The sequence below is a fragment of the Lentzea xinjiangensis genome, from assembly GCF_900110955.1.
In the GTDB taxonomy this organism is placed as follows: domain Bacteria; phylum Actinomycetota; class Actinomycetes; order Mycobacteriales; family Pseudonocardiaceae; genus Lentzea; species Lentzea xinjiangensis.
Genome location: NZ_FOFR01000031.1, coordinates 1 through 15,944, shown reverse-complemented (window position 1 = coordinate 15,944; position 15,944 = coordinate 1). Strand labels below are relative to the sequence as shown.

Below are 15,944 nucleotides of genomic sequence, written 5' to 3'. Positions count from 1 at the left end.
GATCCCAGAACCCCATCGGGTCACCTCCCCTCGTTCACCCTCGTGTTGATGCGCGCGATCTCGCGGACCCAGCTCTGGCGCTCGTGGTGCGCCAGGTCGAGGATCTCCTCGCGCGGCCAGTGGAAGTGGTAGGCCACGTACGCGACCTCTTCGAGCAGCCGGTCGGCCGCGTACGTCACGATTCCCCCAGGCGGCCACCGGCGAGGTCGACCTCGAACGCGGATCCGCACGACGGGCAGGACACACCGGCCCTGGTGTGGCCCTCGCTGTTGATCCGCCGGTAGAAGTCCTGGAGGAAGGCGATGTCGGTGGCGTACATCTGTTCCACCACCCCGGCGTGCACCTCGCGGACCGTGCCGAGCCGCGTGATGACCTGGCTGAGCAGCACCACGCTGAGGTAGCCGGGGTTCTCCTTGACCCGCAGGTCGATCTGGGGCCGCAGTTCGTCGCGCGCAGTGGCCAGGCGCATCCGGCCGTGCCGGTGCACCACGCCGTCGGGGTCCACGTAGCCCCGCGGCAGTTCGAAGTCGAACTCCGTGCGCAGCCCGCCGCGCGCGCTCGGCGCGGCCGACCGCTCCGGCTCGGTGCTGGGCTCGACCAGCTCGTCGAGTTGGTCGAGCGCGATCGTCCGCCGCCTCATTCGACCGTGATCTCCTCGAACACGAGGGTCACCTTCTCGGTGGCGGCGCTGGACTCCCCGGCCTTGAACGAGGGGCCCTCCCACTTGCTGGCCCACGCGCGGTAGAGCGTCATGCGGCGGACTGTGGCGCCCTCGGTGTCCTTGACCTCGATGGTGATGTCCTGCCGAGCCGCGGTGACCGCACCCTTCTCCAGGGTTTCCTTGAGCCACTTGGTGAACGTCTCGCTCTGGTCCAGGCCCCTGGTGAGCGTCACCTCGCCGCCCTTCTGCGCGCCGGGCTGCTTGCGCAGCACCGGTTTGCCGGTCGGGGTGACCTGGGAGACCTCGACGACGTCCTCCTCGACGGTCAACCCGCTGACCTCCTGGAGGGACTCGACGGTGAACCCGCCGAGCTGAACGCCGAAGATGTGGGTGGAAAGAGCATCGCCCTCTGCCATGGGTGGTGCCGCCTTTCTGGTTCACGCGCCCGCGCGGGACGGCTCATTCGCTGACGAGACTGGTGCTGTCGGAGAACTGCGACAGCTGGAAGATCACGAACTCGGCGGGCTTGACCGGCGCTACGCCGATCTCGCACACGACCTGGCCGAGGTCGATCGACTCCTGCGGGTTGTTCTCGCGGTCGCACTTGACGTAGAAGGCTTCCGCCGGGGTGCGGCCGAACAGGGCGCCCCTGCGCCATTGCTCGGTGAGGAAACCGGTGATGTTGCGCCGGATGCTGGCCCACAGGCGGTCGTCGTTGGGCTCGAAGACCACCCACTGGGTGCCCAGCAGGATCGACTCCTCCAGGTAGTTGAACAGCCGGCGCACGTTGAGGTAGCGCCACGCCGGGTCGGAGGACAGCGTGCGGGCGCCCCAGACGCGGATGCCGCGGCCGGGGAACGAGCGCACGCAGTTGACGCCGATCGGGTTGAGCAGGTCCTGCTCGCTCTTGCTGACGTTGAGCTCCAGGTCCACCACGCCGCGGATGACCTCGTTGGCGGGCGCCTTGTGCACGCCGCGCTCGTTGTCGTTGCGGCTCCACACACCCGCGATGTGCCCGGCGGGCGGCACGAGGGCGTTGCGGCCCTTGAGCGGGTCGAAGACCTTGATCCACGGGTAGTACAGCACCGCGTACTTGGAGTCGTAGTTGGCCTCGTCCAGGCGCCAGGTGCGGATCTTCTGGGCGTTCATCCCCGGTGGCGGGTCGAGCAGCGCTACCCGGTCACCCATCTGCTCGCAGTGCGAGATCATCGCCAGCTGGACGGTCTTGACGCCCTCCAGGTCGATCAGGCCGCGTTTGTAGGCGCTCATCAGGTCCGGCGCCACCACCATGGTGACCTCGTCGACGCTCTCCAGCCCGCCCATGCCGGTGCGCGCGTCCGGGTCGCCGAGGTACTCCTGGGCGTCCAGCCTGGCCACCGCCTTCGACGGGGCGGGAGCGGTCGGCAGCGCCACCTGCTGCTTGTCCGGGCGCGCCAGCGCGCCGTTGGCCCGCTCGGTGACGCTGATCAGCTTGGACCGCTCGGACACCTGCGTCACGACGTAGTTCTTGACGTTCTTCTTCGTGGAGACGTCGTAGGTCTCCACGACCTTGCCGCCCTGCTTGACCAGCAACTTGAACCGGTCCTCCGGCGGGTTCTCGCCGTCGGCGTCGGCCACCTCGACCGCGATGTCGCCGCCCGCGCCAGGCAGGGCCGAGACGTGCAGGCCGCCCAGCTCGACCGGCGCGGGCGCGGCCGGCTCGGCGTCCGCGTCCGCCTGGGCACCGCCGACGCGCACCACGTACGCCGCGCCACCGCCGTTGGCGAAGTAGCCGTACACGGCGTGCGGCAGGTAGGCGTCCTCGACGAATCCGCCGAACAGCTGGACGTACTGGTTCCAGTTCGCCACGAGGGTCGGCCGGTGGAAGGGCCCCTGCTCGGCGAAGCCGACGAAGGCGGCCACCGCCGTGCCGACGCCTTCGATCGGCCGCGCGCCTGACTGGACCTCCTCCACGTAGACGCCCGGTGAGAGGTACTGCGGCATGGTCGCTCCCCTGTCTTCTCCACTCCGGCACTGATCCGCCCTGGCTCCACCAGCCTGCTGTGGTCGCGCTTTCACAGGCAGGGCTCGCAGACCCCCGCCGGGGGCAGAGCCGTTGCCCCAAAAGACATCCGCACCTTTCGGTCACTGCGGGGAGACGCGGGGGCAACCACCTTGCCCGAGCACTGCCCCGGACGGCCTTCTCCACCGCCCGCGGCAGGGATAGGCATGTGATGACGTGCGTCATTCGATCTCGGACGGAGTTCTTCATGCCCAGGCACCAACGTCAGACGCAGGCCAAGCATCCGGCGAGAGAGATCCGGCACGTCGACGAGCCGAGCGAAAGGGTGTCGATGGCCACCCTGACACCGGCGGCGCTGCCCGAGCTCCAGCGCACGATCGGCAACGCCGCGGTGGCCAGGATGGTGGCCGACCGGCAGAACGCCACCGGGACCAACCACGCCGTCCAGCGGTCTGCCGAGCACGACGGCTCGTGTTCACCGGAACACAGGCACGACGACCTGTCCGTGCAGCGAGCCCCCTCGGCCAACGGCGAGACGTCGTCGCAGAAGTCCGCACAGCCGACCTACGCGTTCGCCGACGTGAAGGGAGCCAACCCGAGTCTGTGGACCGACCTGAACGACAACTACTGGGTCGGCACCGGGCCGCCCCCCGGGCAGTACATCGTCCAGGTCGAGCAGCACTGCGGGTACATGTCGACGTACTGGTTGACGCACGGGCACGGGGCCGGCGGTCTCCGGTTCGCGGACCTCGAGGAGTCCGAGCGCATCCGGGCCTCCGACACGGTGCGCCGGTGGGGCGCCTCGGGTGGGCGGCAGGCGCAGACCGACCACGCTGCGGGGGCGACGGGCGGTCACCCGGTCACCCTCGCGAGCCTGGACAGCGACGTGGCCGCCGGCGAACTGCCGCCGGGCACGCTGATCTGGTTCGGCAACGACGCGCACGCCGAGGCCGCGGTGGTGACGGCGAAGGGCCAGTTCCTGATGTACGACCCCAACACGGGCATGACGACCACGCGCGACCCCAACGGCTTCCGTTCCTACATCGCGACCAAGAACGTCTTCGTCGTCAAGCCGGGCGCGGGCGCGGATCCCGCTACCTGCAAGTGCTGCGTGGTCATGTGACCGGTCACCACCGGCGCCCCGGTCCCGAACCAACCGGCCCGGGGCGCCCGAACTCACCTACGAGCAGTGGCCGGCTACCCGTTGCCGAGCACGTCCTGGTGCGCGAGAGCGGGGTCGTCCCGCACCGCCTCGTCGGAGCTCTCCCCGGCCTCCACCTCTGGAGCACCCGGCGGTCGCCGGTCTCCGGCACCACGTCGACGACACCCGCTGCCGCCAGGGGTGCGGTTCACGATCGGGCAGTCCTCCGGGACGCGGCAGACCGAGCCGAAGGCCATGGACGTGGACAAGGCACCCCCTGTCGGTGGAGAAGCCGGACGACGAGATGGAGTGCACCGCCATGGGCAAGGGCAAGAAGCCGGCCCGTCGGCGCTGAACCCGGTGGAGCGCGAGGCGGCCCTCGACGACCGCCTTGCGCGGAAGGTCCCCCTGCGGCTCCCGGTGGACGAACGTCGTCACTCGGATTCCCGGTGACGTGATCGGAGGCAACGATGCGCACACACGGCGCGCATGGCCGGGAGGAACTGCCAGGTTCCCACCCGCGGCGCCGGGACGACGACGCGGCGGCCCAGCACCGCGCCGAGGAGGCCCTGGCCGGTTCCTCGCCACCCCGGGTGATGTCACCGGACGCGCTGGTCCGGCTGCAACGCAGCGCCGGAAACGCCGCGGTGGCCGACCTCCTGGCCCAGCGGCAGGCGATCCAGCGGTCGGCGTTGCACGGGGTGCTGCGTGCCCCGGGACGTCCGCTCGACGACCACACCCGCGCCGACATGGAGAGCCGGCTGGACGCGGACTTCTCCGACGTGCGAGTGCACGACGACGCCGCGCGCGACGTGGCTGACCAGTTCGACGCACGGGCCTTGACAGCGGGCAGTCACGTGGTCATCGGCGAGAGCGACGGCGACCCACACACACTCGCCCACGAGTTGGCCCACGTCGTCCAGCAACGTCACGGCCCTGTTGCGGGCACCGACAGCGGGCACGGCTACCAAGTCTCCGACCCCTCCGACCGCTTCGAGCGCGAGGCCGAAGCGGTCGCGACCCGCGCCATGTCCGGCCCGTCGCCCGCGCCGATGATCGAACATCACGCGCACGGGCACGCGCACACCGGCGTCGAGGTCCAACGTGCCTCGGACGTCGAGATGACGGACGACCTGTCCGACGACGACCCGTTCAGCGGCATGACCCCCGCGGAGCTCGCGAAGCTGGAGCAGGGAGCGATGTCATCGCAGGCGGAACGGGCGAGCCAGACACCGGCCTCGGCGCACGCCGGTGAGAGCGAGGTGCAGAACTACAACAGGTTCATCGACGCGCTCATCCGGGAGCTGCGCAAGCAGGACCCGCCGTGGTCCGTCTACGTCGACAAGCCGGACATGCAGGGCCGCAAGGAGTTCAAGGCGACGCTGCCGGTGCGGACCGAGGAGGGCGCCCTGCAACGCCAGCACGCCGCACCGCACACGTTCGACGAGCAGCCGGCGACGCAGGCGCTCAGGTGGATCTCCAGCGTCGTCAAGGTGTACCTGCAGAACGGCGACCTCTCACGCAAGGTGCCCAAGTCCAACCCGATCGAAGTGCAGGCGGGCATCACCGGCGGCCGGATGGTCATCTCCGCCAACGACCGCCGCTCGGCCGAGAACCTGCACCGCCTGGTGGGCAGTGTGGGCGGCGACATGGCCGAGTTGCTGGCGGCGATGGCGAACAAGAACCGCGAGCAGGTCTGGCCGCCCAGGCGGGGCCTGCCCGAAGCCGAGGAACCGATCGGGAGCAGGCTCGAAAGGCACCACAGGCAACTCGCCGACGTGATCGAGAACGGTCTCGAGAACTACGGGCAGGTCTTGACGGCCATCCGGACGGTGGAAGTGGCGGACAAGGGTGTGCCCGGCCTGCACGCCGAACGCCGCATCCACAGGCACCTCGGGGAGAAGCTGCCGGAGGTCATGGCGGGGACGAAACGGCCGTGTGCCACCTGCTACGCGCTGCTCTACCCGAACAACCTGGACATCCGCCCGGGGGCGTTCTACGGGAACTACGCCTCCAACGCCGACGTGCCGGAGTTCACGTCGAAGGACCAGGACGTCGAGGCCAGGGCGCGGAGGGTGGTCGCGAGGCTGAAGGCCGCCGGCGTCACGGCCACCTGGGACTCCCGGCTGCTCAGGTCCGGCGTGCCCGGCTTCGTCGACGTCGAGGAGGTCGGCTCGGATTCGGAGACCGGGCAGTGAACCGCGGATCCCCGGTCGTCCCGGAGGACGGCCGGGGAACACCGGGCGCACCAGGTGATCACTGCGCACGCGTTCGCCTGTGACCGGAAATTCGACCCGACCGCCACGTGGTCCCCTTCACGCGGAACTGGCTCCGCTGTGCGGTCGCGGGACTGCGAGCCACCGCCCGAACTCGCTCTCCAGGACGAGCCGGCCGAGTTTGCGGTACTCCTGGCGCACCGACGTCATCACGTCGGCCATCGCCACCGGGCGGTCGGCGGCGGCGGCCAGGTAGGCCGCGGTCACCGCGCACGCGCGGATCGAGCCGCCCGCGAGCTCGAAGCGCTCCGCGCAGAACGCGAGGTCCACGTCCTCTGCCCGCGGCACGGCCGGGCCGAGGCAGCGGTCCCACAGTGCCAGGCGCTGCTCGGCGTCGGGCACCGGGAAGTCCGCGATGACGTCGATCCGGCGGGTGAAGGCCTCGTCCACGTTGGACCGCAGATTCGTGGTCAGCACCGCGATGCCGTCGAAGGACTCCATGCGCTGCAACAGGTAGGCCGACTCGACGTTGGCGTACCTGTCGTGCGCGCTCTGCACCTCCGACCGCTTGCCGAACACGGCGTCGGCCTCGTCGAACAGCAGCACCCCGTGCACGCCCGCGGCCTCGGTGAAGATCCGCTCCAGGTTCTTCTCCGTCTCGCCGACGTACTTGTCCACCACCGTGGACAGGTCCACCACGTACAGGTCCATGCCGATCTCGGCCGCGACGACCTCGGCGGACATCGTCTTGCCGGTGCCGGACTCGCCCGCGAACAACGCGACCACGCCCCGTCCGCGGCCGCCGCCGGGGCGCATCCGCCACTCCCCCAGCACGCGCTCGCGGTGCCGGGCCCGCACGACCAGCTCGGCGAGCTGCTGCCGGGTCTGGTCGGGCAGCACCACGTCGTCCCAGCCGACGCCGGGCACGATCCGCCTGGCCAGGCGGTCCAGGCCGGCGGCGTTCTGCGCCCGCACCCCGGCGCGCACGTGGCCCAGCCCGATCGGCTTGCCCTCCACGGTGGCCAGGTGGCCGGCCACCGCCACCGCCCGCTCGATCTCCTCCGAGCCGAGCCGGTAGCTCGCGAGGTGCGCCGCGAACGCGGGTTCGCCGCCGAGCGCTCGAGCCCACCACGCGGCCCGCGCGGCAGGCGGCGGCGCGGTCACCGGTACCGACAGCACCGGCCGCGAGGTCCACCTCGGGTCGCAGTGCTGCCTGCCGTGCAGGACCACCGGCAGGTCGCCGGCGAGCGCGACCAGCTCGCGCAGCAACCGCACCCGGTCGGGCGCCAGCGGCTCCAGCGGGCCGAGCACGACGCCCGCGCCGCGCAACCGCGCCTCGCGGATCACCGCGGAGAGCTCCGGGTGCTCCCGGTCGGCCAGCGCCACCACGTCGAGCACCACCGCCCCCAGGCCGGCGGCGGCCAGTGCCGCGACCGCCGTCGGGCCCGCATCCCCGCCTGTGTCGTGCAGGTGCACCGGCGTGACCCCGGCGAGCAGTCCCGCGCCGAGGCGTTCCGGCAGTTCCGCCACCGGGGTGCCGGCGCGAGCCACAACCCGCGCGAGTCCGGTCACCACCGGATCGGGTGTGTCGTCCCCGAGCAGGTGGGCCACCACCCGGTCGGGCACGCGCAGCGCCCTGGACAGCATGGGCGCCGTCGGGTCCTGCACCTCCACCAGTCCACCGGCGACCAGGGGCGCGGTGGCGCCGAAGCGGAACCGCCCAGGACCGGCGGCCGGTTCTCCGCACAGCTGGAGCGCCAGCCCCACGGTCGCCCGGCGGCGCGTGATGTCGTCGTTGAGGTAGCCGTAGAGCCGTTCGAAGCGCGCGTCCACGTCCGGCGCCAGCGCCACGAGCAGGAACTCCACGTCGACCGGTGCCAGGCCGAAGTCACGGGCGAGCACGGCGATCCGCAGTCCTGGCGCGGCCGAGGAGTCCGGCTCGGTCGACTGGAGCGGCGGTTGCCGCGGCGCCTCCAGCACCCCCTGGACCATCTCGGCAGTGAGGTACAGACCGCGAAACGGGTCGTCCGGCGCGTGATCGGTGGCCTGACGCGCCGCCACCGCACGCCTCACCCGCGCCTCGACGGCGCTCAACCGCGCCCACAGGTGCACCAGGTCCGCGTCATGGGGTGACGCGGCTCCCCGCACCGGATCGACGACCACCCGGTCGCTCACCTCGGTCATCGGATCGCCCCTCCGCGTCGCCGCCGCGGACCCGGTACCGGCTTGGGCCTGGTCACCGCGAAGCCGTCGCCCTCGGCGGTGGCCGGCCCCTCGTAGCGCAACCGGCGTGAACGCTCGCCGGACTGCGCCGCCGTCTCCAGCACCACGCCCTCGGTGACCGGTGGCCCGGCCTTGGTCCACTCGCCCGCCAGCGGCGCGATGACCTTCAGGTCGATGGACGGCTTCAGCTCGCCGCCCAGCGCCGACCACATCTCCGAGGTCGCCCGCCCGTCCGGCGGCTGGGCCGAGTTCAGGATGACCCCCAGGCCCAGCTCCGCCAGCGTCCCGGTCAGCCACTCGTCGGCCATCCGCTCCACGCGCACCAGAGATGCCAGCACCTCCGACAGCAGCCGGTGCTCGTCCTGCGGCCTGTTGGTCCACGCCGTGACCAGGTAGGCCAGCTCGAACCACCGCGCGGGGCCGCGCCAGCCGATCAGCACGCCCTCGTCGTCGTAGCTCTCGACGCCACCCGCGTGGCGGCGCATCACGTCCTCGCGGATGTCGTACAGGAACACGTTGACCGTCGGGGCGTTGCGCCGCGCGGCCCAGTCCTTGGTCGGCGCGTCGAACGACAGCTCTCCCCCGCCGCCGGGCACACCGGCGGCGGTCAGCATCCGCCGGATCGCCTCGTCCACCTCGTGGATCACGGGCACCTCCTCCTCGTCGCCGGGTTCACCTGCGCGCCACCATGTCCGGCGGCCCGATGGACCCCGCCACGACCAGGAACGGCGTGGTGGCGGGGCGGAAGCCGGGGCCGGTCGCGGTGATCGTGCGGGGCCCGGTCTGGTCCTTGGTCAGGATCAGCAGCTGCGCGGTGAACCGGCCGTCCGCGCGCGGGAGCGCCGGCGCGGCGGAGGCGGTGATGCCGGGCGTCCAGGTCAGCCGGACCGGGACGCCGGGCGGGAAGTCCTCGCCGCGCACCGACGTGACGAACCCCGGCTCGCCGATCGGCGGCACGGCCACGATCCTCGGATGGAGCACCGTCATCGGTGCGGCCGCGGTGTTGTCGTCCGGGGTCGCGTCGGTGCCGGTGGTCCGCAGCACGCCACGCACCTCGGCCCGCACCGCCGCGTTGGGCGCGAGCACCACCTGCACGACCTGGGTGGCACCCACCACGAGGTCGGGCAGCACGCAGCTCGTCGGCGCGCATCCCGGCGGCAGTGCCGCGACCGGCACCTGCGCGGGCAGCAGGAAGTCCAGCCGCAGCCCGGTGGCCAGGGAACCGCCGCCGTTGCGCACGGTGTAGGTCACCACCGCCCGGCCGCCCACGTAGGACGGGTCGGGCTGCACCGTGACTGCCAGCGCGGGGCCGGCCGGCGAAACGGGCGGGGGCGGCGGCAGCACGGTCGGTGTGGTGGTGGTGGGCGGCTCGCCGACAGTCAGCACGGTGTCGTCCGCGTTGTCCGACGGCAGCACGTCGAGCACCGTGCCGGCCACCGACCAGTCCAGCCGGTGCACCCCGGTCACCACGCCCACCACGTCGGCCACCACCTCGACCGGCGTGCCGGCGGCCACCACGCCGAGGTCGCACCGCAGCTCCTCGACCACGCACGTTCCGCCCGACGTGCGCAGCCCGGCCAGGCGCAGCCCGGTGGGCACGGCCACCGTCAATGCGGTGCCCGGCGAGCTCGCCGGGCCGCGGTTGAGCACGGTCACCGGGATCGGGACGGTGCGGTCCACGTCGACCGACGCCGTCGGCGGCGCTGCCACCGCGAGGTCGACCGACTGCTGCCACGTGGGCTCCTTCTGCCTGCCGGGCAGGCGGGTGGCGATCCGGTTCAGGGTCCTGGTGCCGGGGTCGAGCACCGCCAGTTCCTCCGGTGACCGGGCGTCGCCCGCCCGCCGGGTGGTCAGCGCGATCCGGCCGTCCGGCGCGTACGCGGCGTCACGCGGCTGGAACGGGCCGGCGGGGTTGGTCACCGGCGCCGCGCACGAGCCGCCGCCGAGCAGCACCTCGCAGCCCTGACCGGTCAGCCTCGCCCGCAGCAAGCCGTCGAACTCGCGGTTGAACACCAGTTCGCGCCCGTCCGGGCTGAACGCCGGGCTGTCGTCGGTCACCGGGCAGTCGCTGCCGCACACCAGCGCGCTCAGGTCGCGCTGCTGGTCCAGCGTCCCGGCGCGGGCGGTCCAGATGTGGTTGTCGCGGACCTCTCCGGTGGGCCCGTCGCTGACGATGCCGCGGGTGAACGCGAGCGTGGTCCCGTCCGGCGACCACGCGGGCTGGGTGTCCTCCTCGTCCGAGACCTCCGGCGGCGGTCGCAGCGCACCGGCCACGGCGCCCGTGGCGGCGTCGACCACGACGATCCGGCTCTGGCCGCCGTCGGGGCGCACCCCTCCGGGAGAGCGGCGGGCGAAGGCGATGAACCGGCCGTCGGGCGAGAAGCCCGCGTCGAACTCCCAGTCGGCGGGCTGCCGGTCGGCGACGGGCACCCGGCGCGGGTTGCCCCCGTCCGCGTCGACCAGCCACAGGCGCTGCACCCGGCGGTCGCCCTCGTCCTCGAACCGGCTCAGCAGGATCTGCCGCCCGTCCGGCGAGTACGACTGGCGGGTCGCCCAGGGGTCGAACCCAGGTCGTGGCCGGAACAGCAGGTTCGGGTCGTTGACCGCCTCGGGGTCCTCGCGCAGCACGGTCACGCCGAGGTCACGCGGGTCGGAGCCGTCGGGGCGGATGTCCTGGAGGGTGGCGGTGAACCAGGTCGGGGCGCTGGTGCGGGAGACCAGCAGCCGCGGCCCGGAGCCGTCGACCTGCCAGCTCGGCGAACTCAGGTGCCGGTTCTCGCCCAGCAACAGGTCGGGCGGCGCGGTGAGCGGCAGGCCAGGAGTCGTGTCGGCGCGGTAGACCTTCACCGCGTTCGGGTCGGCCGGGCAGCTGCAGACCTGGTCCAGGCTCAGGAACAGCAGGCGCGAACCGTCGGGCAGCCACGCGGGCCAGTGACCGCGCCACGCGGCCTGGTCACCGCCCAGCAGCGGGGTGCCGACGCCGGTGCCGGTCAGCACGCGCACCTGCGGCACGTCGCCTGTCCACAGCGTGTAGGCGATGCGGCCGTCGACCGGGTTCCACGCGGGCTCGCCGGCGTCGCCGTTCGGCTCGTTCGTCACCCTGGTGACCGCTCCGCCCGCCACCGGCATCCGGTAGATCTCCCGGCTGCCGTCGCGGTCGCCGGAGAAGGCGACCTGCGTGCCGTCCGGGGAGAACGCCGGCCACGACTCGTCGGAGCCGGTGCCGGTCAGCTGCCGCGGTTCGCCGCCGTCCACGCCGACCAGCCACAGGTCGCCGCGCGAGCCGAACACCACGGTCCGCAGGTCGGGCGACAACTGCGGGTGCGCCGCGTCGTGGCCCTTGGTCAGCACGCGCACTCCACCGCCGGCATCGCGCAGGTACACCTGGGGCCGGGGCTCGTCGCGCAGGCTGGTGAACACCACCAGGCCGCCGCGGGCGGACACGTGGTCGTCGTAGTGGGCGGGTCCCTCGCCCATCAGGGGCGTGGTCGGGCCGAGCTGGTTCGGCTGCGGGTCAGCCGCATGGCCGAGGCTGCGGTGCTCGGTGCCCGCGAAGGCGATGCGGCCGGTCACCGGATCCCCTGGCTGGGCAGCCGCTTCCGGCACGCCGGTGATGTCACGCACCACCACGGTCACCCCGCACGCCATCACGACCGCCGCGAGCGCGGCGAGGGTGCGGGTACGCGCCCTTCTGGACAAGGTTCCACCTCCGGTCACGGACCTGTCGCCAGCGATCGTCGCCGCGAGCGGCGTGCGCCGGGGAGGTCCGGTCGGGCAGGGTCGGGGAAGACCCGTGGGCTGTTGGGGCAACGGGGTCCGGGCGGTGCTCAGATGAGGCCGTGGCGCATCACGTAGCCCACTGCGTGGGCACGGTTGCGCAGCTGGAGGCGAGTGGTCACCTCGTGCAGCACGTTCTTCACCGTGCGCTCGGAGAACGACATCCGCGTGGCGATCTCGGCGGTGTCGCACCCCTCGGAGATCAGGCGCAGCATGTTCGCCTCCCGAGGGGTCAAAGTGGACAGTGTCGGCCCGTTCGGGTCGAGCACGCTGCGCTGCAACCGGCCCACGTGGTCCAGCAGCCGGCCCAGCAGGTCGCCCGGCAGCACCGCCTCGCCCTTGTGCAGCGCGACCACGGTGGCCACCAGGCGGTCCTGGTCCGCCTCCGCGCGGCGGACCACCGCCGCGACCCCGCAGTCGATCGTGGTCTGCAGGGCGTCCTGGTCGAAGCGGCCGACCACGACACCCGTGCGCGTGCCCGACGAACGCCGCAACCGCCGCAGCAGCGATGCCGCCGCCTGGTCCACGACGTCCACCACGACCAGTGCCACCGCCGCGCGCTCGTGGTCCTGCCGGTCGAGCACCTCGACCTCCGGGCGCGGGCGCAACTGGTGCGTCACGCCTGTGCGCAGGACCGGGTCCTCGGCGTACACCGCGACCGGGATCCTCGTCATGACTGCCTCCCCTGGCGAGAACCAGACCGCCTCGGCGATCCTCGTACCGCCATCCTGCGCACCTGGACCGAGCCTGGGCGGGCGCAGCGGCCACCAGTGCACTTGTTTGCCCCCGAAGTGCCCTTTTCTCCCTGCCCCAACGGGTTCCGCCCTGCCTACCGTTCGACCGGTGAGCACAACGACCGAATTCGGTCTCCCGACCGTGGCAGTCATGCCCGGTTCGGAGGCGAGCACGAAGCTGACGGTGCGCAACGACAGCGACATAGTCGAGGCGTACGAGTTCGAGGTGGTGGGCGAGTGCGCACCGTGGACCTCGGTCGAGCCCGCGCGGCTCTCGTTGTACCCCGGCACGTCCGAGCAGGTGACCGTCCTGTTGCGACCCCCGAGGTCGCCGGAGGTGCGTGCGGGCGAAATACCGCTGGGCGTGCGCGTCCTGCCGGCGGAGCGCCCCGAGTCGATGGTGGTCTCCGAGACCACGGTCGTCGTCGAGCCGTTCCTCCAGCAGCGCGCCGAGTTGGTGCCCGAACGCCGCCGGGCGTGGCGCAGCGCGCGTTTCCACGTCGAGGTGCACAACGACGGCAACACCCCGATCAACGTGGCCTTGGTCGCGGCCGAGTCCGACGACCAGCTGCGCGTCACCGTGCCCGCCGAGCCCACGGCCGTGGACCCCGGGATGCGGGTGGAGCTGCCGGTGCGGGCGCGCGTCGGCAAGGTGCTGTGGTTCGGTTCACCGCTGGCCTGGCCGGTGCGGCTGACCGCGACCTCGACCGCCGGGGTGCTCCCCGCCTCCGGCGAGGCCACGCAGGCCGAGGAGCTGGAAGGCGAACTGCTCCAGCTCCCGGTGTTCCCCAAGTGGTTGCTGGCGCTGCTGGCACTGTTGCTGGCGCTGCTGCTGGCGTGGCTCATGCTGGTGCGCCCCGCGGTGCAGAGCGCAGCCAGGGAGGCCACCGACGGCCGAGCCGAGGAACTGGTGGAGGTCGGCAAGCAGCAGGCCGCCGCTGCCCAGGACCAGCCGTCGCAGGGGCAGCAACCGGGCGGCGATCAGCCCCCGAGCGGTCAGCACCAGCAGGGGCAGCAGGGGCAGCGCGACGCCGGTGGCGGCGAGCAGAGCTCCAGCACCATCGAAGTCCGCACCAACACCGGCGGCCAGGGCACCGGCACCTACGTCGTGCCCGCGGGGAAGGTCTTCCGCGTCACCGACCTCGTGCTGGCCAACCACCAGGGTGACGAGGGCGTGCTGACCATCGCCTTCGGCGAACGCACGGTGACCACGATCGCGCTGGAGACCTTCCGCAACCAGGACTACCACTGGGTGACGCCGATCGACGTGCCGGAGAACAGCACGGTGAGCGCGACCGTCGCCTGTGCCCGGCCGGGCACGCCTGCCAGCGGCCGGCAGGCGCCGAACTGCCTGCAGCTGCTCAACGTCAGCGGCGCGCTCGCGGACATGCCGCGGGGGTGACGGTCCGCGGTGGACTCCGGTCGCCGGTCGTCCGCCGACCGGCAGCCGCGGATCAGCCGTTGACCGCGCCCACGATGCGCCTGGCCAGCAGCACGAAGAGCACTACGACCGGCAGTGTCCCCAGCACCGACCCGGTGAGCACGAGCGGGTAGTCGGTGTAGTAGCCGCCGGCCAGGCGCGACAGCGCCACCTGCACGGTGTCTCGTTGGGGTCGAGCACCACCAGTGGCCAGAAGAAGTCGTTCCACCGTTCTCCTTGATCTGCGCGAGCATCCACGCCGGGCAGGTGATCGTGGCGAAGGTGTCCTGGTTGGTGGCCACGTTCCAGTCCTGGGTCCACGAGACGACCAGCGCGGTTTCCACCGCGCCCAGCGGTCACGCAGCTCGCGCGCCCCGAACCGGCCCAGGTCGGCGACCTTGTCCTCGGACTGGCGGACGCGCGGTGCGTACTGCTCCTCCACCTCGACGACGTCGGCCGCGCCGCTCCCAATGGCCAGGCTGGTGATCAGCCCCTTGTGGTGCGACTCGAAGTCGGGGACCCGGCCGACCACGTCGACCTCCGGGTGCAACCGCTCGTACTCCTCGAACAGCGGGCCCGTAGCCGAACTCCCCGAAGGTCGCCACGGTGATCCGCGGCTTCCCGTCCGCTCCGCCGCACGCGGTCGCCACCAGGGCCGGCACCACCCACAGCGACCCGAGCGACCGACCCGTTCGCCGTCCCATCACGCGCCCCTCTCCGCGTGACGATCAGGTCACCCATCGGGACAGCGGCGGCACGGCAACGGGCCGGAGCGGCCGGTGGTTCCCGTTCTCACCGCCAGAACTGCCCGAAGGGGCGGGTCAGCCGCGGCGGCGGTTCCACTCGTCCAGCAGCGCGTCGATCCAGGCGCCGAGCAGGTCGGCCACCTCACGGTCGCCGCGCAGGAGGTGGTGGTGCAGCTCGGCGCCCGCGGCCGCCAGCTCGACGCGCAGGTCGAGCGTGGCCAGGTCGAGCCCGGCGACGGACGGTCCCGGCAGCGCCGGCTCCTGCGCAGCCGGTCCCGGGGAGGTCACCGCGAACGCCCGGAGTTACGCCCCGCGATCCGCAGGGCCTCGATGTACTTGGGCAGTTCGACCAGCGCCCGTTCCCAGCTGTCGGAGTTGATCTGCCCGGCGAACACCGCGTCGACCACGAGCTGGTCCACGTCGGGCGCGACGTGGCCCCCGGACGCGTCGCGCAGTTTGCGCGACAGTTCCAGCTTGCGCAGCCGCGACCGCACCTCGTCCAGGGTCCGCTCGAGCTCGCCGATCACACCCTCGGCCTGGGCGGGTTCCAGGACCAGCCACCCGCGTCGGGCGAGCTGGAGGAACAGGTCGCCGGCGAACTGCTCCGGCGGGGAGCCGCGACCGGGGCCACCCGTCTCGCCATCGGACCGCACGTCCATCGCATCCTCCGTGCGGGAACCGGTCACCACGTGGATTCCGGCGTCCCAGGTTCGCCCCGTACCAGGGATGTGTTCCGAGCCCACCACGCCACGCGCGGGAAGAGAAGCCCGTGCGGCCCGGTTTGCCTGTCCTTACCTCGTGTTCTGCCCTCCGGACAGGACGGTCGGCCACCCGTGTCCGCTAGGGCCCGTCCTCAAAGCCAGAGGGTGAGGGTGGCCAGGTCGATCATGGCTTGGTAGGACAAGGCGGTCTTGTCGTAGCGGGTGGCGATCGCGCGGAACTGCTTGAGCCGGTTGAAGCAGCGTTCGACGACGTTGCGGCGTTTGTAGGTCACCGGATCGAAGGCGGGTGGGCGGCCACCGGC

At 72.2% G+C, this 15,944-nt stretch carries 14 protein-coding genes and 2 pseudogenes; 3 read left to right on the top strand and 13 right to left on the bottom strand.

Annotated elements, in window-relative coordinates; all coding sequences use genetic code 11:
- Positions 1–20: 20 nt before the first annotated feature.
- Genes BMW88_RS42540 through BMW88_RS38060 form a run of 4 tightly spaced genes read right to left on the bottom strand, consistent with a single transcriptional unit; the run spans position 21 to position 2,644 of the window.
- Positions 21–179 carry a DUF6760 family protein gene (locus BMW88_RS42540; RefSeq protein ID WP_176947121.1) on the bottom strand — a complete coding sequence of 53 codons (159 nt, stop codon included), beginning with the start codon at positions 177–179 and terminating at the stop codon, positions 21–23.
- Positions 176–640, bottom strand: a complete 465-nt coding sequence (locus tag BMW88_RS38070; RefSeq protein ID WP_089961182.1) for a hypothetical protein — start codon at positions 638–640, stop codon at positions 176–178. Before BMW88_RS38070 ends, BMW88_RS42540 begins: the two co-directional genes overlap by 4 nt.
- Complete coding sequence (locus BMW88_RS38065; protein WP_089961179.1) at positions 637–1,077, bottom strand: phage tail protein; 441 nt, start codon at positions 1,075–1,077, stop codon at positions 637–639. Before BMW88_RS38065 ends, BMW88_RS38070 begins: the two co-directional genes overlap by 4 nt.
- A 43-nt stretch (positions 1,078–1,120) precedes the next feature.
- The gene (locus BMW88_RS38060) at positions 1,121–2,644 is read right to left on the bottom strand and encodes a phage tail sheath family protein (protein WP_089961176.1); all 1,524 of its coding nucleotides are present in this window, start codon (positions 2,642–2,644) and stop codon (positions 1,121–1,123) included.
- A 266-nt stretch (positions 2,645–2,910) separates the two neighbouring features.
- Here BMW88_RS38060 and BMW88_RS38055 point away from each other — a divergent pair, with 266 nt between their 5' ends.
- Complete coding sequence (locus tag BMW88_RS38055) at positions 2,911–3,786, top strand: hypothetical protein (protein ID WP_089961173.1); 876 nt, start codon at positions 2,911–2,913, stop codon at positions 3,784–3,786.
- A 74-nt stretch (positions 3,787–3,860) separates the two neighbouring features.
- Here BMW88_RS38055 and BMW88_RS41455 read toward each other — a convergent pair whose 3' ends face one another.
- Positions 3,861–4,073 (bottom strand): hypothetical protein, encoded by a 213-nt coding sequence (locus BMW88_RS41455; protein WP_143116458.1) that lies wholly within the window; start codon positions 4,071–4,073, stop codon positions 3,861–3,863.
- Positions 4,074–4,274: 201 nt separating this feature from the next.
- Between BMW88_RS41455 and BMW88_RS38050 the strand changes: the two genes are divergently transcribed.
- The gene (locus BMW88_RS38050; RefSeq protein ID WP_245778339.1) at positions 4,275–6,002 is read left to right on the top strand and encodes an eCIS core domain-containing protein; all 1,728 of its coding nucleotides are present in this window, start codon (positions 4,275–4,277) and stop codon (positions 6,000–6,002) included.
- Between the two features lie 117 nt (positions 6,003–6,119).
- Here the strand turns inward: BMW88_RS38050 and BMW88_RS38045 are convergent, their stop codons facing one another.
- From BMW88_RS38045 to BMW88_RS38030, 4 genes are all read right to left on the bottom strand, one after another.
- Positions 6,120–8,204 carry an ATP-binding protein gene (locus BMW88_RS38045; RefSeq protein ID WP_089961170.1) on the bottom strand — a complete coding sequence of 695 codons (2,085 nt, stop codon included), beginning with the start codon at positions 8,202–8,204 and terminating at the stop codon, positions 6,120–6,122.
- The gene (locus tag BMW88_RS38040) at positions 8,201–8,890 is read right to left on the bottom strand and encodes a Pvc16 family protein (RefSeq protein ID WP_089961364.1); all 690 of its coding nucleotides are present in this window, start codon (positions 8,888–8,890) and stop codon (positions 8,201–8,203) included. The genes BMW88_RS38045 and BMW88_RS38040 overlap by 4 nt, the downstream gene beginning before the upstream one ends.
- A gap of 25 nt (positions 8,891–8,915) precedes the next feature.
- Positions 8,916–11,942 carry a PD40 domain-containing protein gene (locus BMW88_RS38035; RefSeq protein WP_089961167.1) on the bottom strand — a complete coding sequence of 1,009 codons (3,027 nt, stop codon included), beginning with the start codon at positions 11,940–11,942 and terminating at the stop codon, positions 8,916–8,918.
- Between the two features lie 128 nt (positions 11,943–12,070).
- A complete protein-coding gene (locus BMW88_RS38030; RefSeq protein WP_089961164.1) occupies positions 12,071–12,694 on the bottom strand; it encodes a helix-turn-helix transcriptional regulator in 624 nt (207 codons plus the stop codon).
- A 211-nt stretch (positions 12,695–12,905) separates the two neighbouring features.
- Between BMW88_RS38030 and BMW88_RS38025 the strand changes: the two genes are divergently transcribed.
- A complete protein-coding gene (locus tag BMW88_RS38025; RefSeq protein ID WP_245778338.1) occupies positions 12,906–14,156 on the top strand; it encodes a COG1470 family protein in 1,251 nt (416 codons plus the stop codon).
- Positions 14,157–14,208: 52 nt separating this feature from the next.
- On the opposite strand, the pseudogene BMW88_RS38020 reads toward BMW88_RS38025, so the two are convergent.
- The 4 genes and pseudogenes from BMW88_RS38020 to BMW88_RS38005 all read right to left on the bottom strand — a co-directional run.
- A pseudogene (locus BMW88_RS38020) lies at positions 14,209–14,402 on the bottom strand (carbohydrate ABC transporter permease); the annotation flags it as partial.
- A 593-nt stretch (positions 14,403–14,995) separates the two neighbouring features.
- On the bottom strand, positions 14,996–15,208 hold the full coding sequence (locus tag BMW88_RS38015; RefSeq protein ID WP_089961157.1) for a hypothetical protein: 213 nt from the start codon (positions 15,206–15,208) through the stop codon (positions 14,996–14,998).
- Positions 15,205–15,579 carry a hypothetical protein gene (locus BMW88_RS38010; RefSeq protein ID WP_245778337.1) on the bottom strand — a complete coding sequence of 125 codons (375 nt, stop codon included), beginning with the start codon at positions 15,577–15,579 and terminating at the stop codon, positions 15,205–15,207. The genes BMW88_RS38015 and BMW88_RS38010 overlap by 4 nt, the downstream gene beginning before the upstream one ends.
- Before the next feature lie 194 nt (positions 15,580–15,773).
- Positions 15,774–15,944 (bottom strand): annotated as a pseudogene (locus BMW88_RS38005) (IS5 family transposase); the annotation flags it as partial.